Genomic DNA, 24,331 nt, shown 5'->3' with positions numbered 1-24,331 from the left:
TTGGTAATGGCCTATTGAAGATAAACAGTCGAATCGTGGTCATCCAAGTGCACCTCTATATTTTCACTTAATGTGGTGGCCAGTTCATAACCTGTATAATCAGCGGATACCGGGAATTTCTTGTGACTCCGATTGACCAAAACAGCAATCTCAATCTGCTTGACAGCATACTTCACAAAAGGCTCCATCACATAGGTAAGCGTACGGCCGGAGTTCAGCACATCGTCTATGATCACAAGGCACTGATCGGTCAAATCCACCGCAGGACTTACCGTGATTTCAGGCTGCTCTTTGGTAAATTTATCCAAGGAAACCTCAATCTGCTGTATTGCCAATGGGGAAATCTCCCTGACCTTATCGGCCAATATCCCCGCCAACACGCTGCCCATCCCTGTCACACCTGCAAAGACCAATGCCTGCTCGCCAGCGTTCCTTTCATAAATTTCATAGGCGATCCTTACGATCTTTTGATGGATTTGCTTATGGTTCAGTACTAATGTCTTTATCTCACTCATGATGATCTTATCAATCGTTTTTGCCTGCGAAAATTACTTCAATTGGAAATGGATTCAAAGATTAAACATTTGAAAATTGAAAGATTTAGGGTTTTGACCAAAGTAGAAATCAGGGTTTTGTTTTTATCTGAAAGTATCCTCTTCATTCAAAATCTTCACATAGCTGTCATAGCGATAGGGATGAATATACCCTTCCTCCAGCACCTCCAAAACCTTGCACCCAGGTTCATTGATGTGTTTGCAATTATTGTACTTGCACTGCCCGAGGTACTTCCTCATCTCCACAAAATAGTGCGAAAGTTCTTGGTCGTCAATATCCAAAATTCCAAATTCCTTGATCCCGGGAGTGTCGATCAAGTAGCCTCCTCCAGCCAGCGGAAACATTTCTGCAAAAGTAGTGGTATGCACTCCTTTTGAGGTGAAAGAGGAGATCTCCTTGGTGGACTGAGAAGCTTCAGGAACGACCTTATTGAGCAAAGAGGACTTCCCCACGCCAGAATGTCCACTGAGCAAGGTGGACTTGCCTTCCAAACTGGGCATAAACCTCCCCTTGAGTCCTTCATCATTGAGGGTAGATATCTCCAATACAGGGTAACCCAATGGCTCATAAATCTCACGGATATCCTGAAGAAACTCCTTATCCTTCTCTTTATTAATAAGGTCCATCTTGTTTATCACAATCGTCGTCGGAATCCTGAAACTCTCCGTACTCACAATAAACCGATCGATAAATCCCAATGAAGTCCGCGGCTGCCTCAGCGTCACCACCAAAAATGCCTGATCAATATTGGAGGCCAGGATATGCGAAAAGTTATGCTTCCTGGTGGATTTACGGATGATGTAGTTTTCCCGAGGCAATATGCTTGAAATCACTGCACTCTCCTGGTTTTCCTCTTTGGCCAACAGCACAAAATCACCCACCGCAATGGGATTGGTAAGCTTCAGATCGTCCTGCTTAAACTTGCCCCTCAAACGGGCTTTCACCAGACCGGCATCTGTTTCTACTTCATACCAACTGCCTGTGGATTTTATTACCCTTCCTTTTTGTTCCATTGGACGTTATTTAATACCCCTTTGATGATTTTATCCGCGCTGCCCAGGTTGTCCCTGACCAGTTGTTCGGCCGCAGCCACAGCTTTTGTGTAGGTTTCCTTTTCGTCCAAAGCTAAGACTATTTTTTCAAATGCTTCGGCATTCTCCACCTCAAAGCCACAGCCGTATTGCTGGCTAATCCCCGCTTCAGGAAATTTACTCACCTTCCTGAGCTTGCCAAAAAGGACCGGGATATGAAAAGCCAAGGGTTCCAAAATATTATGCAGGCCTTTACCAAATGCTCCGCCCACATAGGCAGCCCTGGCATACTGGTATAGAGAAGACAGCATGCCAATGTTATCGATAAAGAGCACGTTGATGTCTTTCGAGGGATTATCGGCCAATTCAGAATACCTGATTGATTGGTGTTTGATTTGCTTTTGCCAGCCGGCTATTTGCCCCACATCAATATCATGTGGCGCAATGATATAATGATAATCGGCATGGCTATTTATGAAAGGCAAGAGCACATCCATGTCTTCTTGCCAGGCACTTCCTACTACCATCACTTTCTTATCCTTGAAAAGTGCTTCGATTTCAGGAAACACTTTTGGTGATTGGCTAATGGACTGGACATTGTCATAACGGGTATCTCCTGTCACGGTAGCCTGGGGAATCCCAATTTTCTTCAACAGTTGCTGCGTTTGGACATTTTGGGTGTAAATATGGTCAAAGCACTTCAAGACCTTTCTGAAAAACCCTCCATAAAACTGAAAATAAACCTGTTCTTTTCGTAGTGATGCTGAAAACAAGAACAACGGTACATTCCTTTTCTTGGCTTCAAAGATAAAATTGGCCCATAGGTCATACTTCACAAAAAACACTACAGAAGGCTTCACCAAGGTCAAAAACTGCTTGGCATTCCCTTCTGTATCAAAAGGCAGGTAAGTCACCCCATCCACATTTGGCTGGTTTTTTTTTATGACATTTTCATAACCACTGGGACTGAAAAAAGTCACCAAGACCGCCATCGCCGGACACGCTTGCTTTAACTTGGCAATGACAGGCTTCGCTTGTTCGTATTCGCCCAACGAGGCCACGTGAAACCACGCTACTTCGCCAGAAAAATTCTTCCTGAAAGCTGTCACCTGATCAAAAACAGGCTTCCTGCCCTTTACCAGCCTGGCCAATTTAGAATCCCCTCCACTGGCCATCTTCAGTACGCCTGAAAAAGCCCAAACCGAAAAATCATACAGTACCTTCATACCCAAAAATAGCAAGAAGCAGGTAAACGACCTTATACGGACAGCAGTTTTCTGATCAAGCCTGTAATCCACCAAATTGCTCATTAGGAGAATTTATGATTGCACTTTTCAATAAAAAGTCACAAAAACGCTAAAAGACACCAAGGTGCTTGTGAAACTGTTGCCCCGACAGCTGTGCTGCAGAACCACGTAATTTGAATTTTTCAATTGGTAATACACTTTGCATATTCCTATGAAAAGCTAATCCTGACGCTTGAAAAAGTAAGATAAGCCCCGCTTCAATGCCGTTTAGTTAAGAAGATTTTCCAATACGGATCGTCCATTGAGAGCGTTATTATTTTAATCCATGGCCTTTTTAAACATGTACAAAATGGATCCGCCTTGCAGGTATTGGGCGTTAAGAAATTAAAAAGCGGGTGGGCAAGAAGGCAGGCTTGTTTGACGAAATACTAGCCAAAAAGAATGTTGGCTGCTAGAAAAGGAGGAGTTTGCCTGCATGAGGGAAGGTTTTAATTTTAGGCAAATAGCTGCACACCTGTGCGCCGTGGCGTAGCGGCGGGGTTTTTTGGTTACTTTTTTGACCTGAAGCAAAAAGTGACAAAGGTAAAGAGATGAAAACCATCTTAGAATTTAGCAGAAAAACAATAGAACCAATATTTCCAGGTACATACTAACTAAACGGCATTGATCCCCCCTTGATACTGCAGTGTCTTTGTGGCTAAAAAACTAAAAAAAGCCCTGAATTTCTCCAGGGCTTTAAAATAGTTGCTGCATTCAGCAATGATTAGTTTTTCGCAAGGTATTCAGATACACCTTCTTTGGTCGCTTTCATGGCTTCCTTACCCTCTTCCCAGTTGGCAGGGCATACCTCACCGTGCTTTTCTACGTGATGAAGGGCATCTACCAATCTGATCATCTCGTCGATGTTTCTTCCAAGCGGAAGGTCATTGATGGTTTCGTGTCTTACCACGCCTTCTTTATCGATTAGGAATGATCCTCTGAATGCCACTGGAGCACCTTCATAGATCAATTCACCTTCTTCGTTATAGTTCCACTCACCGGCCAACACGCCGAAGTTATGGGCGATGGTTTTAGCTGGATCAGCTACCAAAGGATAAGTAACCCCTTCGATACCACCGTTAGCCTTAGGAGTGGCCAACCATGCAAGGTGGGTTTCTTCTGTGTCGCAAGAAGCACCTACTACGGCTACGCCTCTTTTTTCGAATTCGGCCAATTTCTCTTGGAAAGCCAGGATCTCAGTAGGACACACAAAAGTGAAATCTTTTGGATAGAAATAGAAGATCACTTCTTGCTTACCGACATACTGCTCCAAAGAGAAGTTTTCGACGATTTCTTCACCATTGATTACTGCTGGTGCGCTAAATAATGGGGCTTTTTTTCCTACTAATGACATACTTTTTACGTTTAAATTGATTAGTTATGTTTAGAAAATTTGATTTCGATCGTTACTTGTTGTGGCCCTTGATGACCACCGAGATATCCTCCACTTCAAAGTCCCGGATTTCGTTTTTGTCAAAGAATTCCTTGATCAATTTCTCCAGTTCTTCGTTGCGGTAATCCCGGATTTCATTGGTTTCCTTGTCATACAGGTGGCTGTGCGCCTCCAAAATGGCATCAAAACGCATCACACCGTTATTGTCTATAAACTTTTGAATGATATTGGCATTCACAAAGGTATCCAAGGTCTTATATACGGTCCCCAACGAAATGGATGGATTCTGTTTATGGACTTGCTCATACACCCATTCAGCCGTCGGATGATTATGGGTCTTCGATACCGCCTCATAGATCACCATTCGCTGATGGGTGAATTTCAGTCCACCTTGTCCTATTTTTTCTTTTATCGCTTCCGTATCCATTCCTTGTTGAGAATGATTATTATCTAGTAATAGTTCCGCAAAACTAAGAAAGTTATGGGAAAATGCAAAAATTATTTCTTTCCGTCGTTTCTACCTTGGAGAGTTTACTCTAAATTTCATTACCTTTAATCTCTAAAACCAACTGACCTGATGAAAAAATTATTATATTTTTGTTTAGCAGGATTGATTTTCAACGGATCATCTGCCTTGGCACAAGGCAACGTCAATGTGGAAGAAATCTTAAAGGCAGGATTAAATGACCTGAACACCTACATGGGATACTATGTAGAACCTGCGGCAAAAGGCTTTATATACAGCATGGGATCCGGCTGGTCTCAAACGGCCAAACCCCACGGGGTACTGGGATTTGACTTGAAGTTTGCGGTCAGTGGTGCTGCTGTCCCTTCCCGGTATGAAACATTCACCTTTAACCCTGCTGAATTTGAAAAAATCCGCGTAGTAGGCGCAAATGGTAGCCCTGTGCAGCTTCCTACACTATATGGTGATCCCAATACAGGTGGAACACTTGAGATTTTTGACAAAGAAACTGAAATGACATTGGCAACTGCTGATATCCCACCAGGGATCGACATTCCCGTAAAATATGTCCCTGCTCCACTCATCCAAGGAGCGGTGGGATTGCCTGCGGGATTTGAAGTCATCGGGAGATTTATCCCAAAGACTACGATTGAAGATACGGAGGTTTCCCAGTGGGGAATTGGCGTGAAGCACGACCTCAAACAGTATTTTGAAGGAATAAACATTATCCCCGTAGATTTCTCGGTGTTGGTCGCCTACAATTCTCTGGATGCCAGGTACCATATCGACGAAGTCCAAGGCCAAGTGGCCTCTATGAACGTAGAAACATGGACTGTCCAAGGATTGGTCAGTAAGAAAATCGCTATCCTGACAGTCTATGGAGCGATCGGGTATAATTCGGGATCATCCGATTACAACATGCTCGGAACGTATGAGATCAATGGCACTTCTGAGTCGTTCACTGATCCCGTAAAATTAAATTATGAAGCTAAAGGCGCCATGGGAACATTAGGAGCCAGACTCAAGTTTGGCCCGATCTTCCTCAATGGAGACTATACTTTCCAAGAGTTTAACACCGTGAATATAGGATTAGGAGTTTCAATTAGATAAACATGATTAAAGTTTTATTTGTTTGCTTAGGCAATATCTGTAGATCACCGCTTGCAGAAGCGATTTTTAACCATCAAATCAATGAAATGGGGCTTCAACACAAGTTTCAAAGTGATAGCTGTGGCACTTCTGATTACCATATCGGCGAATTGCCGGATGAACGCAGTCAGGCCAGTGCAAAAAAACATGGCATTGCCATTTCCCATCGGGGGAGGCAACTGAACCATGCGGACATCAGGGATTTTGACTACATTATTGCCATGGATAGGTCAAACAAAAAAAATATCGTCCAACTGATGGACAGCTACAACCTCAGCCATGACCGTATTTATCTAATGAGGGATTTTCAGCCACAAGCAAACGCTGATGAAGTCCCTGACCCATATTATGGCGGAGAAGATGGATTCGAAAATGTCTATCAAATCCTCCACGAATCCATTCAAGAATTCATTGTAAAATTGAAAAAAGAACATCAGGTGTATGCATAAGTCAAATTCTTTCTATGAAGAAGTCTTGCTCGATGCCATACCGGAACCTACCAAACTAAAATCTGTCCGGCTGATCTCTGCCGGAACCATGAACCAAAGTGTACTCTTGGACACCGACAAGGGCGCACTTTTTTTAAAATCCAACCACCTTCCCTCATCGGATATGTTCCAGCAGGAAATAAAAGGCCTTACCCTCCTGCACAAACACGCTCCACTACAAATCCCCAAAACCATCGGCGCTGGCCATGTCGCTTCCCAAAACTACATGCTCATCGAATGGATCCATGGAGGCTATCCAAACGGCAACTACTGGGACAATTTAGGCCATGGACTCGCAGAACTGCACATGGCCACCTCTCCTCGTTTTGGGCTGGAGGAGGATAATTTTATCGCAGTGCTCCCCCAAATAAACACGCTAAACGATAATTGGGCGGACTTTTTTGCTGAAGAAAGACTCGAGCCTATGGCTGGAAAAGCCTATTATGATGGGCTGATCAGCAAGGATTTTTATAAGAAATTCCAGAAGATCTACCCCAAACTAAATGGGCTGATCCCCAGCGAAAAGCCTGCCTTGCTCCACGGTGACTTATGGTCAGGAAATGTTATTGTCAATTCCAAAGGCGATCCCTGCTTGATCGATCCGGCGGTCTATTACGGCCATAGGGAAATGGACTTGGCTTTCTCAAAGCTATTTGGAGGCTTTAGAAGTGAATTCTATGAAGCCTATCATGAGATATTCCCTCTCGAACCTGATTTCGAATCCAGGGTGGATATCCACAACCTCTACCCACTGCTGGTTCACCTCAACCTCTTCGGCCAAAGCTACCTGCCAGGCATCAAAAAGGTCGTCAAAAAACTTATCTAAACCTGTTTGCCGTTTCATACCCGCTGATCCCATTCGTCAGCCAGCACCCTTCTTCATCCTACAGACCATTTGGAAGGCACTTCGTGTGGTCTGCTCCAACAGTATTTCACGATGATCCAAAAATCTTTTCTTGGTTTGCTCATCATAATTTTTGACAGTGACCAGCTGAAGATTTTCATTGTACCTGACGTGAAAGACCGACTTCATTTCGGCCAAGAGCTGCTCAAGCTTAAACACTTCCCTATCGGTGCAGATAGAAATCGTAATCGCTGAAGACTGGATCAAATTGGCCCGTAGCTTAAGCCTATCCAATTCAGCGTACACCTGATGCATGTGTGACTCATTGATAAAGGTAAAATCGGTCACCTGGAAAGTCACCAGCACCTGTCGGTCCTTCACCACTATGGTAGGAAAAGAAACTTTACTGCCGCCAAAATCGCCAATAACAGTGCCCTTCCCATCGGGTTCTACAAATGATTTCACATACAATGGGATTTTGGCATTTGCTAATGGCTTTATGGTCCTTGGATGGATCACTGATGCTCCGTAAAAAGTCATTTCTGCCGCTTCCTTATAATCAAGCTGATCAAATTTCACCGTATCTTCAAAGCGCTTGGGGTCGGCATTTAGCACACCAGGAACATCCTTCCAGATGGTCACCGCCTCGGCCCCTAAACTCTTCGCAAAAATAGCCGCTGTAAAATCAGACCCTTCCCTACCTAATGTGGTCGATCTTCCTTCCTGGGTACTCCCTACAAATCCCTGGGTGACCACTGGCAGCTGTTTGAGCACCGGTACCAATTTCTGATGACACAGCTTGGCGGTTTGGTCCCAATCTACCTTGGCAGCTCGGAAATTGCCGTCTGTGCGGATAAAATCCCTGGCATCCTGCCAAATACAATATTGCTGGCAAAGACAAAGGTAAGCATGGATGATCTTTGAGGAAAGAAGCTCTCCAAACCCTACCACTTGATCATAAAATTGATCGTAATTGTCCTTGGTCAATTCTCCTTCCAATGCCCTCGCCAGTTGTAGAAAAACATTCTCGACCATACCAAACACCAGGTCTTCGTCTTCAAAAAGCTCCTCACATATTGCTAAATGGTTTTTTCTCAAAATGGTAAAATTCGAATAAAAATCTTCCTTCTCATATTTCAGTCTTAAAATTTCTTCCAGTGCATTTGTGGTTTTGCCGATTGCCGAAACGACAATAACCATTGGGCTCCGCAATCGATTGAATAGAATACCTGAGAGGTTTTTGATCGCTGCGGCATCTTTTACGGAAGCCCCTCCAAATTTGTATATAATTGCTTTTGTCATAAAAATATAAGTAGTAATTTACACTGGGTTATATTTCAAAATTTACTTTTTCAAAGATATGAAGACAAAACCATATGAGCCTAATAACTCTGCATTAGGCTATTCAGTAGGCGTCACCCTTGACCGATTTATCAAGAGTAAACAGGACGATTTTCCGTTTGCATCCGGAGAACTGTCACAAATCCTCAGGGACATTGCATTGGCATCCAAAATCGTCAACCGCGAAATCAACCGCGCCGGACTCTCAAACATCAGCGGGGCTTTCGGAAACACCAACGTGCAGGGAGAAGAGCAGCAAAAACTGGACGTCGTGGCAAACATTCGCTTTTGCCGCGCTCTGACCAAAGGCGGAGAAGTCTGCGCTATTGTATCGGAAGAAGATGATGAGGTGATCGATCTGCAAAACAGTAGCGGCAAATACGTCGTGGCCATGGATCCGCTAGACGGCTCTTCCAATATCGATGTCAACATCTCTATTGGGACGATTTTCTCCATTTACCGACGCGTTACGCCAGTAGGAAGTCCTATCCAGCCCGAAGACATTATGCAGCCGGGCACCAAGCAAGTAGCTGCCGGCTATGTACTGTATGGCTCATCTACCATGTTGGTATATACTACGGGCAAGGGTGTGAATGGATTTACCTATGAGCAATCATTAGGCGAGTTTTTCCTCAGCCATCCTGATATGACAGCTCCGGAAGACGGTAACATCTACAGCATCAATGAAGGATTAAAATCCCAAGTGAATGAGGGGTTAAACAATTACATTGAAGTCTGTAAAGAAAGAAATTACAGTGCAAGGTATATTGGGAGCTTGGTGGCGGATTTTCACCGTAACTTACTAAAAGGAGGGATTTATATCTATCCTAGCACCATTAAAGCTCCTCAGGGAAAACTGCGTTTACTGTATGAGGCAAATTCCTTAGCCTTTATTGCAGAACAGGCAGGTGCTGTCGCCACGGATGGCAAGAACAGGATATTGGACATCATTCCCACTTCACTGCACCAAAGGACACCACTTTATATTGGTTCTAAGGTAATGGTCGAAGAGTCTCAGGAATTCCTAAAAGAATCGGAGATCAGCCAGTAACTCAATGGTACTTTCTGCGGATTTCGATCTTTTGGAGCTGTCTGTCCACCAATGCTTCGCTGAGCTCTTCAGCCATGGTTTCGGGGTTTGCTTCATGAAGCAATCGCTTCAGACGCTCTTCCCCTAAATCGATGCGGTAACAGATCTGTAGCAAACGCTCCAAATCCCTGTTGAGCAAATTCCCTACTATTGGGGTAAGTAACCTGACAAGCTGCTCTCGACTGACCTCTCCATCAGGAACACTAAGGTCAAAATCCTTTTGGAGCAGGGCGATGCTTTCTGATATATATGCTGAAGTATTCATAAAAAAAGCTACTTTTTAGGAACACCTATGTGATCCATAAAAGTAGCTATTTCTTTTTTTTGTCATCAAGAGATCAATCTTCTTTTTCTTCGCCGTCTCCCTGATCCGCTGCTCCCTCCTGCAAGACCTCAGGAGCCTGCTCACGGATAATTCTATACCAAGAGATCAGCTTTTTGATGTCGGATGGGTAAACCCTCTGCTCGTCAAATTCCGGAAGAATATGCTTCATAAAAGCAATATATTCATCGTTATCCGCTCCTTTTGCCAGACCAGTATCACCTTCAAATTCTTTCTCGACAGTAATCAATACCTCCTGAAGTGGACTGGAACCTTCTTCGGTCATGGTATAGATAGAAATCTCGCTCAGAATCGAGACCCTGTGGTTTGCCCCCACTACCAACTTGGCTTTCTTGGCATCCATTGATTCCAAGATCACACCACTTCTGCTAGGTTTGAGCACTTTATAAAGTCCAGGCTTTCCAGCCACGGTAGCTATTTCTTTAAACTCCATATTTCTTGTTTTAAAATCAGCTTGCAAATATAGGCTTTCGACTCAAAAGCCCAAGTCAAATTAATTTTCAGAATCAAATTCCTCTGACAATTCCGCCATAAATGTGACCAGTTCCTCCCTCCCTACAGCAGTAGTCGAGGAGGTCACAAAATACAATGGCACTTCCTCAAATATCGTCTGCGATGCAGCCAAAAACTTATTGACATTTCCTTTCACCTTACTGACAGACAGTTTATCTGCTTTGGTAAACACCAACACAATGGGCACCTCATTTTGCGCGCACCAAAGAATAAAATCAAGGTCCCTCTTTTGGGGTTCCAGACGGCTGTCGATGAGCACAAAGGTAGCTTGGAGATTCTCTCGGCTGGTCAGGTACCCTTTGATCATTTTCTCCCAATCTGATTTCAGGCTCTTACTCACTTGTGCAAAACCATACCCCGGCAAATCCACGATCCACCATTTCCCTTCAGCATCAAAATGATTGATCAGCTGTGTTTTTCCCGGCTTACCGGAAGTTTTTGCCAAGTTTTTATTATTGGCCAACATATTGATCAGAGAGCTCTTCCCTACATTGGATCTGCCAATAAAGGCAAACTCCGGCTTGGTGGGCTCTGGGCATTTTCTGAAATCCGAATTACTGGTTAAAAATGTCGCCTTTTTTATCATCTCTAATTGATTTTGTACAAAGGTAAGCCTTTCCTGTTAAAACCTGACAACCAATTAATGGTAAACATTTTTCCATTGCTCGTGTTTACTTAGTAATATTGCGCTCTCAAACAGTATTTTAATCCCATGTCAGTAGTTCCCTACAAAGATCAGCAAGAAGGTAAAAAAGCCCAAGTGGCCAATATGTTTAACAATATCAGCAAGCGTTATGATTTGCTGAACCACCTCTTGAGCTTGGGAATTGACATTACTTGGCGAAAAAAGGCCATCAAGATGCTCCAGAAGGACCAACCGAAGGTTATCCTGGATATTGCGACGGGCACGGGGGATTTTGCCATTGAAGCCTTGGCACTCAATCCGGAAAAAGTGATCGGCGTGGACATCTCCGAAGGGATGCTCGCGGAAGGCAAAAAGAAGATCAAAAACAAAAAGCTGGATCACCTGATCGAAATGCAGATGGGGGATTCCGAAAAGTTGCTTTTTGAAGAAAATAAATTTGATGCTGTCATCGTTTCATTTGGGGTAAGGAACTTCGAAAACCTAGAAAAGGGACTGGCGGACATGTACCGAGTGCTGAAGCCAGGTGGCAAAACGGTCATCGTGGAGTTTTCCAAACCGAAAAAGTTTCCGCTTAAACAAGGATACAACTTTTATTTCAAGTATATTTTACCCCAGATAGGAAAACTTGTCTCCAAGGATCAGTCCGCTTATACCTATTTACCAGAATCTGTACAAGCATTTCCCGATGGGGATAAATTCCTTGCAGTACTGGATAAAGTCGGCTTTAAAAACACAAAATGCAGACCATTAACATTTGGCATAAGTTCGATTTATATTGGAGAAAAATAACCCTTACTTTTTTTCTTCTTGCTGGCATCACGCTGTACGGTTTTGCCCAAGACAATTATAGGCCAATCAATAAATCGGGGCAGGATGACCAGTTTCTCAGCTATGGCTTCTTCCTGGCAGCGCACACCTCCAGCCTGAGGCTGAAGTACAGTGACGCCTTTATGGATCCCGAAAATCCTGATTTTGCCAACATCCAAAGTATTCAGCCGGTATTTTCCCCTGGTTTTTCCTTGGGCTTTTTACTAAAAATGCGCTTACATGATCAGTTAACCTTCACGGGCACACCAAAGGTCGGCTTTTATGAATTCCGCACAGATGTCTCCTACTTTGCCGAGGAAGCGGATTTTTCAGGAGACATCATAATACCCGGAAATGGTGAACCATACACAGAAACCGTGATCACCGAAATGACTATGGTCGAGATGCCCTTGCTCATCAAGTACAAGTCCATGCGATTTGACAATACCCGCATGTTTTTCATGGCTGGCGCCAACCCAATGTTCCGTACCAAATCCCAAGATGAAGCCGATGCAGACCAGCTGGTGCTCAATAGCAAAGATGTGGCCCTTGAACTCGGCATGGGATTCGACTTTTACTTTAAGTTTTTTAAATTTTCGCCAGAAATCAGGTTTTCACATGGCCTGAGCAATATCTATAAAGCAGAAACTTCAGACCAAAGTTTCGCAGGAGCCATTGATGAACTGCGTCGAAAGTCCATCACCATTTACTTGAATTTCCAATAGGCAAATTTAAATACCCAAAAATCGACATGTCCTCCTCTGGGCATTCTTTCAGCTGTATTTCCCACCATTCTTATAAGTTTCTTTTTATAAGATGCCTATTTGCGCTAAATTAAGCACATGAACAAAATTGCGCTGATTACAGGAGCGACCTCGGGTATCGGTAAGGAGTGTGCCATTGCTTTGGCCAAGTCTGGCTATGATATTATCGCCACCGGCAGAAGAGAGGAGCGTCTCAAGGAACTCAAGAATGAACTTTCACCACAAGTCGATTACACCTATTTGGTTTTTGATGTGCGGGACAAAGCTGCGGTAGATGCTGCCATTGACAGTCTTCCCAATCGATGGGCCAATATTGATGTATTGATCAATAATGCTGGAAATGCCCATGGCCTGGCCCCGATCAACGAGGGAGACACTGCAGATTGGGACGCAATGATGGACATTAATGTCAAAGGATTGCTGTATGTTTCTAAAAAAATCATGCCCATCATGATCGAAAAGGAGGCTGGACATATTGTCAATATCGGTTCCATTGCGGCTAAAGAGGTTTATCCCAATGGCAACGTTTATTGTGCTTCCAAACACGCCGTGGATGCCATCACCAAGGGAATGCGACTGGACCTGACCAAGCACAATATACGCGTAACAGGCATTCACCCAGGATTGGTAGAAACAGAATTTTCACTGGTCAGGTTTAAAGGTGATGAAGAAAGAGCCAAGCAAGTCTATGAGGGCTTTGATCCTTTAAAACCCGAGGACATTGCCGACATCGTTCACTTTGCGGTCACGAGGCCAGCACATGTGGTCATGACGGACATCACCATTTTAGCTGGCAAACAGGCCAATAGCAACACCGTTTATAAAGACCAGAAATGATGCGGGTTTATCTGATTATTTTAGCGCTATCCGTATGTGTCGGATGCAATGGAAAAAAAGACGACCAATCCCAGGCTATGGTGGATACGACAGAAGAAGATTCCACGCTCATGGTTGCTACTTCAGACAATGAAAGAGCGATTCCCCTGCGAGATTCCATTGGCCAGCTGGAAAGAGGCCTCATAGAAGCAGGGCTTGAAAATGTAAAATCTCACCTTCCGGATGTGTACGTGACCCTAAAATACAGCACGACAGATAATTTTTTCGGAAAGGACGTGTACGGAGAGTTGGTCAATTGTTACTTGCAGCCAGCAGTGGTCAAAATGCTCGAAGAGGCATTGGAACATTTGCAGGAAGAAAACCCTTATCTAACATTTCTTATCTATGACGGTGTCCGTCCTAGGGCTGTACAACAAATCCTATGGGACGATCTCGACAAACCAGACAGCCTGAAACCCTTGTACGTCGCCAATCCACAACGAGGCAGTCTTCATAACTATGGTGTGGCAGTGGACCTGACATTGGCAGACCGTGCCACGGGCAAGCCTTTGGACATGGGCACGCACTATGACTATTTTGGCTACCCTGCCTATCCCGATCGTGAAGCACAAATGCTCGCAGCAGGGAAGATCACTTCCCAGCAGGTAAAGAACAGGAAAATACTCCGAGCGGCGATGAATAAGGCAGGATTTACCGAAATCGGATCAGAATGGTGGCATTTTAATGCCTTTAGCCTTCGAGAAGCTAAAGAACGCTACGAAATTGTAGAATAACAAACGATAACTTTAAACCAAAAAAAACCATCCTATGAAGCTCATTAACCGGAAGTCGATGCTCATTGGCTCCTTTTTACTAATCACCACCCTTTTATTTTCTGGTCAATCCTTTGCCCAGCGTGGTCAATTCAAGGCCCTTATTTTCAGCAAAACCCAAGGGTTTAGACACCAATCCATCCCCAACGCCGTAAAGGCCCTAAAAGACATGGCCAAAACCCGTGTGTTCAGTGTGTACGCTACAGAAGACGCTACTATTTTCAATGATGATGCTTTAAAGGATTATGATGTCATCATCATGGCCAGTACCACAGGGGACATTCTTAATGACGATCAAAAAGCCGCATTCAAGCGGTTTGTGCAAAGCGGAAAGGGAGTGGTAGGCATCCATAGTGCTACGGACACGGAATATAATTGGGACTGGTACACTAAATTGATCGGCGGTCAGTTCATGCACCATCCTGCTCAGCAAACCGCCAGGCTAAACGTAGTGGACAGCAACCATCCCGCCACCTACCACCTGAACGAAAAGTGGCTTTGGACAGACGAATGGTATGCTTTCAAGAACTTCAATGAAGATGTCCACATACTTATCCAGTTGGACGAGACATCTTATGACCCAGGTTCCAGGGATGGAAAATCAATGGCAATGGGTGACGTACACCCGATGTCCTGGTACCATGAATACGACAGTGGTCGGGTATTTTACACCGCGCTGGGCCATGTGGAAGCAGCCTATGAAGATGATGACTTCTTAGATCACGTCTATGGAGGCATCTGGTGGGCCGCCAAAGGATATCCCATCCAGTAACTCCTAGTGTCAAGTCAACGCTTCAATGACGGGTAAGGCCCCCAGTGGACATGGGACGGCATCAAGACGCAAAAAAAGTGCCTATCCGTAGCTAAGGAAGTCTTTTTGTAACGTAAAGATATACCAAAAGACGCACCCCGGATTACATGTAGGTTTAGGTTTGACACTAGACTTCTGCCTGACGAACGATCTTATCCAGTGGCTCCTCATAAATATCATGACCGCCACTGTATAGGATCGTTTCTTTTTTGATGCTCATTTTAGAAAGGATTTTCGCTTGTTCCTGCTTTCGCTCATCAGTCAAAAACGCATCGCTATCACCCTCTACTGACCAAATCCGTGTTTTTGACAACTTTGAAGAAACCATGCTGAAATCCAGGTCATGCGCAAACCCACCTCCCCAAAGAACCAAGCTCTTAATAGGAGATGAAAGTTGTGCTGCCCACCGGGTGGCAGTAGCACAGCCCTGCGAGAAACCCAAAATATGAACCGCTGGAAAGTCGGCAAACTGTTCTAAATTCTTGGCCAATACTTGATTTAAAAAACGGTGATTGTTTGCAATGGCTTTTTCCCTCTCGTGTCTGGTCATCCAATTTGCCCCTACACGACCAGCAAAACCTTTTAAATAACCGTGATTTTGTGCTTCTGGGGCAATAAAAAGACGCTTTTCATGAAATTGACTTTTAAATTTCCTGATAAAGTAAGGAGCCAATTGACCGTATCCATGCAGAATTACCCAAAGATTCTTCTCATCTCCCAAGGGCAATTGGGAAGTAGCATAAGCGCCAATGGATTCGTAAGACACGTGTTGGTACATGGTGATTTAGCTATTGAGATCATTGAACTTGAACGGGAGCAACTGGCTGATATTTTCAGCCTTGAGGACATTTCCCTCCGGTGTGAGCATTAGGATTTCTATGGCACAGCCAAATTTAAGCTCATATTCACTGATGGTTTGGCGACACAGCCCACAAGGGGTGACCGTAGCATAGTTCGATTCCTGGCTTCGCTTGGCTACAATCATGATTTTCAAGGGCGTTATATTGGGGAAATTGGCATTGGCATAGCTCAAAAGTGTCCTCTCTGCACAAACTCCCACAGGAAATGACGCATTTTCTTGGTTATTGGCCACAAGGATCTGCCCGTTTTCCAACAACAATGCTGCGCCTACATTAAAATTGGAATACGGGGCATAGGCGTTTTTCACCGCCCCCTTTGCCTTTTCCAAAAGCTCCCCTTCCTTTTCGGTAAGCTCACTTTTTTCCAGCAAATGCAATACGACCTTTTCTTCTATTTTCTTTCCCATTACATGGATCATTAACATGAAAGCTGATAAGCAATTTAACAGCTTTTCATGAAAGCCAAATGCACCTAGTCCTTCAAAGGTATTTATTTATCGCCAAAGGGCGGATTAGTTAGGCTGATGCCTATGCGGGTTTAATCCCCATACAACGATACCCGCAGCTAATTTCCACTAAAATATTTTAAGGTCAAAGATTAAATGCTCATCTTCATATACCCCAAAGTAGTAAAATCGTGATGAAGAAAATATTGATCATCGGAGCTGGCAAGTCCTCCAAAGTCCTGGTGGATTTCTTGTTGAAGGATGCTCAAGCCAAAAACCGGAAACTCATCCTTGCCGACATGGATGTATATGAGGCCGAAAAGAAGCTAGAAGGGCACCCAGCCGGAACAGCTACGGGCATAGACATTCATGACAGCGAAAAACTTGGTAAGCTAGTCCAGCAAGCAGACATAGTGGTGTCCATGGTTCCTGCTTTTTTGCATCCTTTGGTGGCCAAGGCGAGTGTAAAAGAAGGGAAGCATTTTTTCTCTGCCTCATACGAATCCCCTGAAATGAGAACATTGGCAACAGAAATCGACCGAAAAGGACTGTTTTTTTTAAACGAATGTGGCTTGGATCCTGGAATTGACCACATGTCAGCCATGAAGCTGATTGATGCCGAAACGACAGCAGGGAATAACATCGTCCTATTTAAGTCCTATTGCGGCGGGCTGCTCTCGCCTGAAAGCGAGTCAGACAATCCTTGGAGGTACAAGTTTACCTGGAACCCCAGAAATGTTGTCTTGGCAGGACAGAGCACCTCTAGGTTTATCAGAAATGGCCGTTACAAATTCATCCCCTACCACATGCTTTTCAGGCGGACTGATCTGGTTACGTTCAAAACGGTGGGTGAATTTGATGGATATGCCAACAGGGATTCCTTGAACTATAGAAAGGTATATGGACTGGAAGACATCCCCACCATTATACGCGGCACCCTTCGAAGGGCAGGTTTTTGCAAAAGCTGGGACGTGCTGGTGCAGCTAGGCTTGACGGACAATTCATTCGAGGTGGATTTGCCCCGAGATTTCACCATGCGCATGTTTACCAATTCCTTTTTACCTTACGACCCTGCCCATCGCGTAGAAGAAAAAATCAAGCGGCTTTTGCCTTGGGTGGACGCTGTGATCATGGAAAAGCTTGCTTGGCTGGGGTTGTTTGATGACACCCCACTTCCACTACTCAAAGGAAGTCCAGCGGAAATTCTCCAAATCATCTTGGAAGACAAATGGAAGCTTTCTCCTTACGATAAGGACATGGTGGTCATGCAGCACCAGCTTGAAGCAGATACGCCTGCCGGCGAAAAAAGAAACATCACCTCCAGCATGGTCATCAAAGGAGAAAACCTTGAATATACCGCCATGGCCAAAACCGTTGGTTTGCCTTTGGCAGCAGCGGTAGATTTGTTTTTGGAAGGAGAAATTCAGCTAAAAGGACTACACCTGCCCATTAGAAATGAGATCTACGTGCCCGTGCTGAAATTATTGGCAAGCAATGGCATTCATTTCGAAGAAGAAGTGGTTCTCTCAAAAAACCAGTAGAAAATCCTTCAGCAAACACCGATAGCTATCCCCGTAAGAAAAATCCTCTTTTTTAATACAGATGGTACTGATTTCCGGCATGGGAGCCTCAGCAAAGGAATAGGCCTTGATGTGCCGGAGAACTTTGGTAGATGGTCGGTCCCTTAGCGCGTACCACTCGTGGGTATAGAGCCCAAAAAAACGAGCAACCTTGTCCAATTCAAGCATTTGCTGGGCCGGTAAGATCACCCAAAAGACTCCTTCTTTATCCAGCAGCTTAACGACCCCTTTGATCAAATCTCCAAAGGACAACTCATCATTATGGAGTGCGAGGTTTCGCTTCGCATCAGCCGACTTGTTATGCATGGGAAAATAAGGCGGGTTGCTGACAATAAGTGAGTATGCGCCAGCCATATTTTTTACAAACTCCTGAAAGCGCACATGGTGTATCTGAACACGGTCACGCCAAGGACTGGCTTGGCTATTTCCGACAGCTTGTTTGGCAGCTGCTTCATCTATCTCAACGGCATCAATGAACGTATTAGGATACCGTTGGGCAAGCATCAGGGAGATCACACCCGTGCCGCTCCCTATATCCAAAATAGCACCAGGACTGGAATGCCGGGCGAGTGCACCCAGAATGACTGCATCTGTGCTTACCTTCATGGCACAATTTTCTTGGTGAACCGTAAATTGTTTAAACTGAAAGTAGGTGTTTGCCATGACACGTATATTCCGTAACGTTTGACTTTTGCGAGCAGGTTGGAAAACCCAGATAATGCTTCATTTCGCCTCTCTCTCGTAGGCCTCATCCACTGATAACTTGGAAGATTCCGCTGCATCGACAGCTAGCTGGTCGCAGCGTTCATTTTCAGGATGACCGGCGTGTCCTTTGACCCATTGAAACTGGGGTTTATATTTATTATGAAGGGGAATGTAGCGCTTCCAAAGGTCCACGTTTTTCTTGTCCTTGAAACCTTTCTTCTGCCAGCTCCAAATCCAGCCTTTGGTTACGGCATCTACTACATATTTACTGTCTGAGTAGATCTTTACGGGAATCCCATCTACCTTGATTGCCTCCAGCCCCTTGATGACAGCCAATAGCTCCATCCGGTTATTTGTGGTCAGTCGAAAGCCTTCTGACAGCTCTTTTTCATGCTTACGGTATTTTAAGATCGTCCCGTATCCGCCATTTCCGGGATTTCCTTTGGCTGCGCCATCTGTATAAATCAAAATCATGCCCAAAAGTAAAAAAAAATGTCAGCCATTTCTAGCTGACATTTAAATTGTCGTTCATTGTTTCAGAAGGAATTGCCTATAAGTTATCAAATAAATTGGTTTTGAAAATCTTGATCGCAATCGACAAAAGAATTATCCCGAAAATCCTTCTGAGGACGTCCAAACCTGTTTTTCCCAGCTTTCTCTCCAGCCACGTAGTACTTTTCAGCACCATGTAAACGACCAGCAAATTGATCAAAATGCCTACGGCGATATTGATCTGGGAAAATTCAGCCTTCAGCGTCAAAATTGTCGTCATCGTCCCTGCTCCGGCAATGAGCGGAAAGGCTATGGGCACAATCGACGTGCTGGAAGCATCTGCTTCCGGATCAGGTTTGAAAATCTCCACCCCCAAAATCATCTCTGCCCCTAAGGCGAAAATGATCAAGGCACCTGCAATCGCAAAATCATCCACACCTATCCCAAACAGATTCAAGATATTTTTCCCTAAGAGCAGGAATAAAACCATTAAAATCCCCGCCACGATGGTCGCTTTCTCCGACTGGATATGCCCTGCTTTCCGGCGCAAATTGATAATGATGGGAATAGAACCCAAGATATCAATTACCGAAAATAAGATCAGCGTAACCGAAACAACCTCTTTGAAATCAAACATTATCTAAATTTTGGCGCGAAATTAGAATTTAAATTTTGAATAATTTCAATTTATGGATTAATATTCCTTTAAGAATCTCAATAATTTTTGAAATTCCTCATCAGTAATGGCAGGGAAATTGGCGATACGGAAGCTAGTAGGCTTTAAAGGGCCATAGCCACTGCCCATTTGCATACCATGCTGTTCCGCGGCTTTTTTGATTTCTTGGATAAATTCTTCTTTACCAGAAATGCCCATGACAGTTTTACTTCTGGTGTTGGCATTTTGTACCAGCATCATCAGTTTATCAGACTGAGCAATTGTATTTTCTAGCTGTCGCATACGATCACGAAGCATTTGATCGGTTTCCTGTATCTCAGGGCGATCTTCCAAGCTGCGCTTAAGCAGGTAAACGCCCAGCACATTTGGCGTGTAGTGTGTTTGATAATTGGCTGCATTTTCGAGCATGAAGCTCAGGCTATTGTACCGCCCTGATTCACCTTTGTTTTTGCATTTTTCGATGGCCTTGGGAGACAGGATAAGCAGGCCCAGCCCGGCAGGAAGCCCAAAGCACTTCTGCACAGAAGCATACCAAATATCCGCTGCCGTAAAATCAATCGCTATCCCGGCCATAGACGAGGTAGTGTCCACGGCGATCATCTTGTCTGGGAATTTGTCACCTACTTGCCGGATCAGCTCATTGCGTACCTCTGTCGCATTGGAGGTTTCATTTTGGGTGATCGCGATCAGGTCAAATTTCTCATCGATCTCCAATGACGCTATATCCAACTCCGTTTCAACATCCAACTTTAGGGAGGCTGTTTCCGCATTCAAGTGCTGGGCAAAGTTCAACCACTTTTTCCCAAATGACCCTGAATAGATATGAAAACTGGCACTTTGTACGATGGACTGGGCGATGATTTCCCAATTCTCAGTAGCACTGGAGGTAAAGAGCAATTTATAATCTTCAGGGACATGGAGTTTTTCCTTGATCAGTGTTTCTGTTTCCTGATAGAGGTTCATGAAGGTAGCGCTTCTGTGATTGGCGCTCATGATGCCTTGGTCAAAAGCATCCTGAAGGTATTGCGCTAATTGGTCATAGACCTTAGATGGTCCTGGAGCGAATGTAATCATTTTTGGTAGGAGTTAATTTTCATGAAAATACCGAATGCCCAACTCGTAGCCTTTCAGTCCTAGGCCGGAGATCATTCCGACGCATTCTTTGGAAATGATGCTTTTATGCCTGAATTCTTCTCTTTTATAGATATTGGAGATGTGGATTTCCATTACTGGCGTGGTCACCCCGGCGATGGCATCAGAGATCGCGACTGAAGTATGCGTATAAGCTCCGGCATTTAGCAATATGGCATCATATTTAAATCCCACTTCGTGAATTTTATCGACAAGCTCCCCTTCGATATTGCTTTGGTAATAAGACAAAGAAATCTCCGGGAATGCTGATTTCAACTGCTCGAAGTAGTCTTCGAAAGATTGGCTGCCATAAATTTCCGGTTCTCTTTTTCCCAAAAGATTGAGATTAGGCCCGTTAATGATCAGTATTTCCAAAATTTTTAATGGTTTATAGTGTACTGTCCAAAATTTTGCTCAAAGTTAAGCATTGAAAGGAGGATTTGAACAAAAATGCGGGGCTTTAATTTTATCTTTGGACATAAAAAAGTGCGCATGTCGAATATGTGGGAGAATTATATCAAGCAATTTGAGCATTACCTGAAAATAGAACGCTCTCTAAGCAAAAACTCCATCTCTGCTTACCGAAGTGATATGGAAAAGCTCTCTGCTTTTATGTCCGGCACCTTTCCTGACATCACTCCTATGACCACACAACTGCCCCATCTCAGGGCTTTTGTAAATGAGCTGGCTGCACTAGGCATTTCAGAATATACCCAAGCCAGGATCATCTCAGGTGTCAAGGCTTTTTTCAGGTTTATGGTTTATGAAGATCGATTAGAGGAAGATCCTGCCATCTTGCTGGAAGCTCCCAAATTGGGAAGAAAGCTACCGGACACACTTAGCTATGATGAAATTGTCCAGTTACTCGAAGGGATAAAGCTCGGAGAGCCAGAAGGCCATCGGAACAGGGCCATGCTAGAAGTCCTGTACAGCAGCGGGCTGCGGGTATCCGAACTGGTAGAACTCAAACTGGGAATGGTTTATGCCGACATTGGTTTCCTAAGGGTTATTGGCAAGGGAAACAAGGAGAGGCTAGTACCCGTGGGGAAAGATGCGCTGCACTACCTAAACATATACCTAGAGCAAGTCCGCAATCACCAAAAGATAGCGCCAGGCCATGAAGAGTACGTATTCCTGAACAGGAGAGGAAAAAAACTGACCCGTGTTATGGTCTTTATATTTATCAAAAAACTGGTAGAAGAAGTCGGCATCAAGAAGAAGGTAAGCCCGCACACTTTCAGGCATAGTTTTGCAACGCACCTGATCGAGGGAGGAGCGGACCTTAGGGCTGTCCAAGAGATGCTGGGCCACGAAAGCATCACTACCACGGAAATCTACACGCACCTGGACAGGGAATATTTACGGCAGGTATTGACCGATTTCCACCCACGGAAGTGAAGACTTCGCCCTGATAAGTTGAGTCCAAAAAAAGCCAATCCTTAAATATTGGATTGGCTTGGTAATTCTCGGATAATATTTCGCAGGATGCTTATTCCTTGCGCTTGGTATAAGGAATTTTCATTCTCAAATCCCAAGTCCCTGTATCATTGATTTTAATACCCCAACGAATGTAAGCATGGTTTCTAATCTCTCCGGTATCAGGATCCTTAAATGGAGCCCAGAATTCCTCCCATTCTGCATCAGTCTTAGGACCTTTATCTGCTTGATAAGCCTCCTTGTCCACGATAAAAGCACTTCCTTTGGAAAGGTAATACATTAAATATGTACTACTTCCACTATAGTCCCTGCCATATTGAGGAAAAGGAGGTGCCGGGAGGAAGAAAGATGTCATTTGGTCTCCTTCAACAGTTTCCACGGAGTTGTCATGGTAATTTTGAAGATATCCTGACCCACTTGGGTAAAAGGTGATTTCATCCGCATCTACTGCATTCCCATAACTGTCCTGAATGATCATATTTACTTGAACAGAATTGGCAGGTTCATCACTGACTTTCTGAATAGAGAAATAGGGATTCGTTCCATCCAGCACGCTGGGGATATTGTCATCTTCTGGTCCAGTAATGACCCCTGTATGAGCGATTGTATTGCCATTATCCGAATCCAATAACAAACGAGACCTCATTTCAGTAGGGAACTCTACAGCTTGAAAAGGCTCCAGTTTGATAATAGTAAAGTCCTGAAGAAGTTTTTCTCCTTTCACATTGGATACCGCTACATCCACTTTAAACATGTCTCCCTCTACAAACTTGGTGGACTGGGTAAATGCAAATTCGCCGCTCACCTCATTCAGCAATACAGAGGGCTCTTCAGAAAGCTCCAGTTTCTGCTCGGCAAGAGCCAAGGTGGTATCCGTGTCGCCGTTATATGCCTCTTTCCAAACTCTAATCTCGTGTTTCTCCAGTAGTGCATTGTTGGGATTTCCATCCATATCATTAAATCCTACGATCTCCCAATGCATCGGAGCGGTTGAGTTCTCGATCATTGGTCGAGCGCCGACTGTAAATGCTCCTCTGGGAACTGAAATGGTGTCTTGGGCGGAGTGAATGCTATCACTTAGGTATCCGATTTCTGGGGGAGTACAGGAAACAATCCCCAAAAATGATAACGCTATGATTTGATATATGGTCTTTTTCATGGTTTAGGTCTTTTTAATTTCCTTCGTAGTCAAATAAGATATGATTGCCCTGCAAAGCGTGAATCACCCCATTGGTGGACAGCAGGTTTGAACTCCTGACACGGACTAGCCTATCATCTACGATCCTGTCCCATTCATCCCAGTCTTCTCCTTTTTTATAGGTGTAGAAGACGTACTCTGGGAAACTGCTTAGTTTGTCCTCGTAGGGTTCCTCATCCCTTGGCTCCAAGGATATCCTTCTTTGCTCCCCATTGATGGCCGTTAGGATATCCCCCTCCAATGTCATATCATCCCTGGTGATCTTTCCCGGAAAGATGTATCCCCCCATGTACTTTTCCAATGTATCTACGGGGATGTCATTTACGGTATATTCAGCTTCTGGATCCACTTCTCTCATTTCGGAGAGGACCTCATCGACATACCTTTTAATAGAAAGATTGTTGGGAGCAAAGAGGGTATTTTCACCGTTAACATCATCTATAAGCCCAGCGCGCTCAATCAGCAGCGCCAAGGTGTCCAATTGCGGATGAGATTGTAAGAAAGTATAGGTATCAGTTCCTATTTCTTGGCTGCTTACTCCTCCATCCACTAAGTAGTCATCCTGAATGCATGACATCATGCCAAATGTGCATGCTAGAATATATATGTATCGTTTCATGATTTGTCCAA

29 protein-coding genes are annotated in these 24,331 nt (G+C 44.3%); 11 read left to right on the top strand and 18 right to left on the bottom strand.

Features of this window, described 5'->3' with window-relative positions:
• Positions 1–11: 11 nt before the first annotated feature.
• From FDP09_RS08420 to FDP09_RS08400, 5 genes are all read right to left on the bottom strand, one after another.
• Complete coding sequence (locus tag FDP09_RS08420) at positions 12–515, bottom strand: phosphoribosyltransferase family protein (protein ID WP_137402243.1); 504 nt, start codon at positions 513–515, stop codon at positions 12–14.
• Between the two features lie 123 nt (positions 516–638).
• Entirely contained in the window at positions 639–1,568 is a 930-nt protein-coding gene (rsgA, locus tag FDP09_RS08415; protein WP_137402242.1) for a ribosome small subunit-dependent GTPase A, read from the bottom strand.
• Positions 1,547–2,896 (bottom strand): 3-deoxy-D-manno-octulosonic acid transferase, encoded by a 1,350-nt coding sequence (locus FDP09_RS08410; RefSeq protein ID WP_229683527.1) that lies wholly within the window; start codon positions 2,894–2,896, stop codon positions 1,547–1,549. The genes rsgA and FDP09_RS08410 overlap by 22 nt, the downstream gene beginning before the upstream one ends.
• Positions 2,897–3,596: 700 nt before the next feature.
• The gene (locus FDP09_RS08405) at positions 3,597–4,226 is read right to left on the bottom strand and encodes a peroxiredoxin (RefSeq protein ID WP_137402241.1); all 630 of its coding nucleotides are present in this window, start codon (positions 4,224–4,226) and stop codon (positions 3,597–3,599) included.
• Positions 4,227–4,278: 52 nt separating this feature from the next.
• Positions 4,279–4,692 carry a Fur family transcriptional regulator gene (locus tag FDP09_RS08400; RefSeq protein WP_137402240.1) on the bottom strand — a complete coding sequence of 138 codons (414 nt, stop codon included), beginning with the start codon at positions 4,690–4,692 and terminating at the stop codon, positions 4,279–4,281.
• 150 nt (positions 4,693–4,842) lie between these two features.
• On the opposite strand from FDP09_RS08400, the gene FDP09_RS08395 reads away from it, so the two are divergent.
• From FDP09_RS08395 to FDP09_RS08385, 3 genes are read left to right on the top strand one after another with little or no spacing between them, the layout of a single operon-like run.
• A complete protein-coding gene (locus FDP09_RS08395; protein WP_137402239.1) occupies positions 4,843–5,841 on the top strand; it encodes a DUF6588 family protein in 999 nt (332 codons plus the stop codon).
• 2 nt (positions 5,842–5,843) lie between these two features.
• Positions 5,844–6,329 carry a low molecular weight protein-tyrosine-phosphatase gene (locus tag FDP09_RS08390; RefSeq protein ID WP_137402238.1) on the top strand — a complete coding sequence of 162 codons (486 nt, stop codon included), beginning with the start codon at positions 5,844–5,846 and terminating at the stop codon, positions 6,327–6,329.
• The gene (locus tag FDP09_RS08385; protein WP_137402237.1) at positions 6,322–7,194 is read left to right on the top strand and encodes a fructosamine kinase family protein; all 873 of its coding nucleotides are present in this window, start codon (positions 6,322–6,324) and stop codon (positions 7,192–7,194) included. Before FDP09_RS08390 ends, FDP09_RS08385 begins: the two co-directional genes overlap by 8 nt.
• 36 nt (positions 7,195–7,230) lie before the next feature.
• Here the strand turns inward: FDP09_RS08385 and FDP09_RS08380 are convergent, their stop codons facing one another.
• Positions 7,231–8,514: an aspartate kinase gene (locus tag FDP09_RS08380; protein ID WP_137402236.1), complete on the bottom strand. Its 1,284-nt coding sequence runs from the start codon at positions 8,512–8,514 to the stop codon at positions 7,231–7,233.
• A gap of 58 nt (positions 8,515–8,572) precedes the next feature.
• Between FDP09_RS08380 and fbp the strand changes: the two genes are divergently transcribed.
• Positions 8,573–9,604 carry a class 1 fructose-bisphosphatase gene (fbp, locus tag FDP09_RS08375; protein ID WP_137402235.1) on the top strand — a complete coding sequence of 344 codons (1,032 nt, stop codon included), beginning with the start codon at positions 8,573–8,575 and terminating at the stop codon, positions 9,602–9,604.
• 1 nt (position 9,605) lies between these two features.
• Here fbp and FDP09_RS08370 read toward each other — a convergent pair whose 3' ends face one another.
• The 3 genes from FDP09_RS08370 to yihA all read right to left on the bottom strand — a co-directional run bounded on the left by FDP09_RS08370 (position 9,606) and on the right by yihA (position 11,085).
• Complete coding sequence (locus tag FDP09_RS08370) at positions 9,606–9,908, bottom strand: hypothetical protein (RefSeq protein ID WP_137402234.1); 303 nt, start codon at positions 9,906–9,908, stop codon at positions 9,606–9,608.
• 73 nt (positions 9,909–9,981) lie between these two features.
• Positions 9,982–10,419 (bottom strand): DUF5606 family protein, encoded by a 438-nt coding sequence (locus tag FDP09_RS08365; RefSeq protein WP_137402233.1) that lies wholly within the window; start codon positions 10,417–10,419, stop codon positions 9,982–9,984.
• A 60-nt stretch (positions 10,420–10,479) separates the two neighbouring features.
• Positions 10,480–11,085, bottom strand: a complete 606-nt coding sequence (yihA, locus tag FDP09_RS08360) for a ribosome biogenesis GTP-binding protein YihA/YsxC (protein WP_137402232.1) — start codon at positions 11,083–11,085, stop codon at positions 10,480–10,482.
• A gap of 126 nt (positions 11,086–11,211) precedes the next feature.
• On the opposite strand from yihA, the gene ubiE reads away from it, so the two are divergent.
• From ubiE to FDP09_RS08335, 5 genes are all read left to right on the top strand, one after another.
• Positions 11,212–11,934, top strand: coding sequence for a bifunctional demethylmenaquinone methyltransferase/2-methoxy-6-polyprenyl-1,4-benzoquinol methylase UbiE (ubiE, locus tag FDP09_RS08355; protein ID WP_137402231.1), 723 nt, complete (start codon positions 11,212–11,214; stop codon positions 11,932–11,934).
• Positions 11,883–12,677, top strand: coding sequence for a type IX secretion/gliding motility protein PorT/SprT (gene porT, locus FDP09_RS08350; protein WP_137402230.1), 795 nt, complete (start codon positions 11,883–11,885; stop codon positions 12,675–12,677). Before ubiE ends, porT begins: the two co-directional genes overlap by 52 nt.
• Positions 12,678–12,794: 117 nt before the next feature.
• Positions 12,795–13,553, top strand: a complete 759-nt coding sequence (locus FDP09_RS08345; RefSeq protein WP_137402229.1) for an SDR family NAD(P)-dependent oxidoreductase — start codon at positions 12,795–12,797, stop codon at positions 13,551–13,553.
• Positions 13,554–13,663: 110 nt separating this feature from the next.
• Positions 13,664–14,326: a M15 family metallopeptidase gene (locus FDP09_RS08340; protein ID WP_373289293.1), complete on the top strand. Its 663-nt coding sequence runs from the start codon at positions 13,664–13,666 to the stop codon at positions 14,324–14,326.
• A 34-nt stretch (positions 14,327–14,360) separates the two neighbouring features.
• Positions 14,361–15,137, top strand: coding sequence for a ThuA domain-containing protein (locus FDP09_RS08335; RefSeq protein WP_137402228.1), 777 nt, complete (start codon positions 14,361–14,363; stop codon positions 15,135–15,137).
• 166 nt (positions 15,138–15,303) lie between these two features.
• Here FDP09_RS08335 and FDP09_RS08330 read toward each other — a convergent pair whose 3' ends face one another.
• Together FDP09_RS08330 and FDP09_RS08325 are read right to left on the bottom strand one after the other, a co-directional pair.
• Positions 15,304–15,954 (bottom strand): alpha/beta hydrolase, encoded by a 651-nt coding sequence (locus FDP09_RS08330; protein ID WP_137402227.1) that lies wholly within the window; start codon positions 15,952–15,954, stop codon positions 15,304–15,306.
• Between the two features lie 6 nt (positions 15,955–15,960).
• A complete protein-coding gene (locus FDP09_RS08325; RefSeq protein WP_137402226.1) occupies positions 15,961–16,443 on the bottom strand; it encodes a cytidine deaminase in 483 nt (160 codons plus the stop codon).
• A 233-nt stretch (positions 16,444–16,676) separates the two neighbouring features.
• On the opposite strand from FDP09_RS08325, the gene FDP09_RS08320 reads away from it, so the two are divergent.
• Positions 16,677–18,023: a saccharopine dehydrogenase C-terminal domain-containing protein gene (locus FDP09_RS08320; RefSeq protein ID WP_137402225.1), complete on the top strand. Its 1,347-nt coding sequence runs from the start codon at positions 16,677–16,679 to the stop codon at positions 18,021–18,023.
• On the opposite strand, the gene FDP09_RS08315 is transcribed toward FDP09_RS08320, so the two are convergent.
• The 5 genes from FDP09_RS08315 to aroQ form a co-directional block, all read right to left on the bottom strand.
• Positions 18,009–18,725, bottom strand: a complete 717-nt coding sequence (locus FDP09_RS08315) for a tRNA1(Val) (adenine(37)-N6)-methyltransferase (RefSeq protein WP_137402224.1) — start codon at positions 18,723–18,725, stop codon at positions 18,009–18,011. The two genes, FDP09_RS08320 and FDP09_RS08315, sit on opposite strands and share 15 nt — an antisense overlap.
• Before the next feature lie 60 nt (positions 18,726–18,785).
• The gene (gene rnhA, locus FDP09_RS08310; protein ID WP_137402223.1) at positions 18,786–19,241 is read right to left on the bottom strand and encodes a ribonuclease HI; all 456 of its coding nucleotides are present in this window, start codon (positions 19,239–19,241) and stop codon (positions 18,786–18,788) included.
• Between the two features lie 76 nt (positions 19,242–19,317).
• A complete protein-coding gene (locus FDP09_RS08305; protein WP_137402222.1) occupies positions 19,318–19,896 on the bottom strand; it encodes a MarC family protein in 579 nt (192 codons plus the stop codon).
• Positions 19,897–19,953: 57 nt separating this feature from the next.
• Positions 19,954–21,009, bottom strand: coding sequence for an aminotransferase class V-fold PLP-dependent enzyme (locus tag FDP09_RS08300; RefSeq protein ID WP_137402221.1), 1,056 nt, complete (start codon positions 21,007–21,009; stop codon positions 19,954–19,956).
• A 12-nt stretch (positions 21,010–21,021) separates the two neighbouring features.
• Positions 21,022–21,441 carry a type II 3-dehydroquinate dehydratase gene (aroQ, locus tag FDP09_RS08295; protein WP_137402220.1) on the bottom strand — a complete coding sequence of 140 codons (420 nt, stop codon included), beginning with the start codon at positions 21,439–21,441 and terminating at the stop codon, positions 21,022–21,024.
• 117 nt (positions 21,442–21,558) lie between these two features.
• Between aroQ and xerD the strand changes: the two genes are divergently transcribed.
• Complete coding sequence (gene xerD, locus FDP09_RS08290; RefSeq protein ID WP_137402219.1) at positions 21,559–22,464, top strand: site-specific tyrosine recombinase XerD; 906 nt, start codon at positions 21,559–21,561, stop codon at positions 22,462–22,464.
• Between the two features lie 91 nt (positions 22,465–22,555).
• On the opposite strand, the gene FDP09_RS08285 is transcribed toward xerD, so the two are convergent.
• Together FDP09_RS08285 and FDP09_RS08280 are read right to left on the bottom strand one after the other, a co-directional pair.
• Positions 22,556–23,662 carry a DUF5007 domain-containing protein gene (locus FDP09_RS08285; RefSeq protein WP_137402218.1) on the bottom strand — a complete coding sequence of 369 codons (1,107 nt, stop codon included), beginning with the start codon at positions 23,660–23,662 and terminating at the stop codon, positions 22,556–22,558.
• A gap of 13 nt (positions 23,663–23,675) precedes the next feature.
• On the bottom strand, positions 23,676–24,320 hold the full coding sequence (locus FDP09_RS08280) for a fasciclin domain-containing protein (protein WP_137402217.1): 645 nt from the start codon (positions 24,318–24,320) through the stop codon (positions 23,676–23,678).
• Positions 24,321–24,331 lie beyond the last annotated feature (11 nt).

It is taken from the genome of Echinicola rosea (assembly GCF_005281475.1).
Lineage (GTDB): Bacteria > Bacteroidota > Bacteroidia > Cytophagales > Cyclobacteriaceae > Echinicola > Echinicola rosea.
The sequence above is the reverse complement of the archived record's forward strand: the minus strand, read 5'-3'. Positions and strand labels throughout refer to the sequence as shown.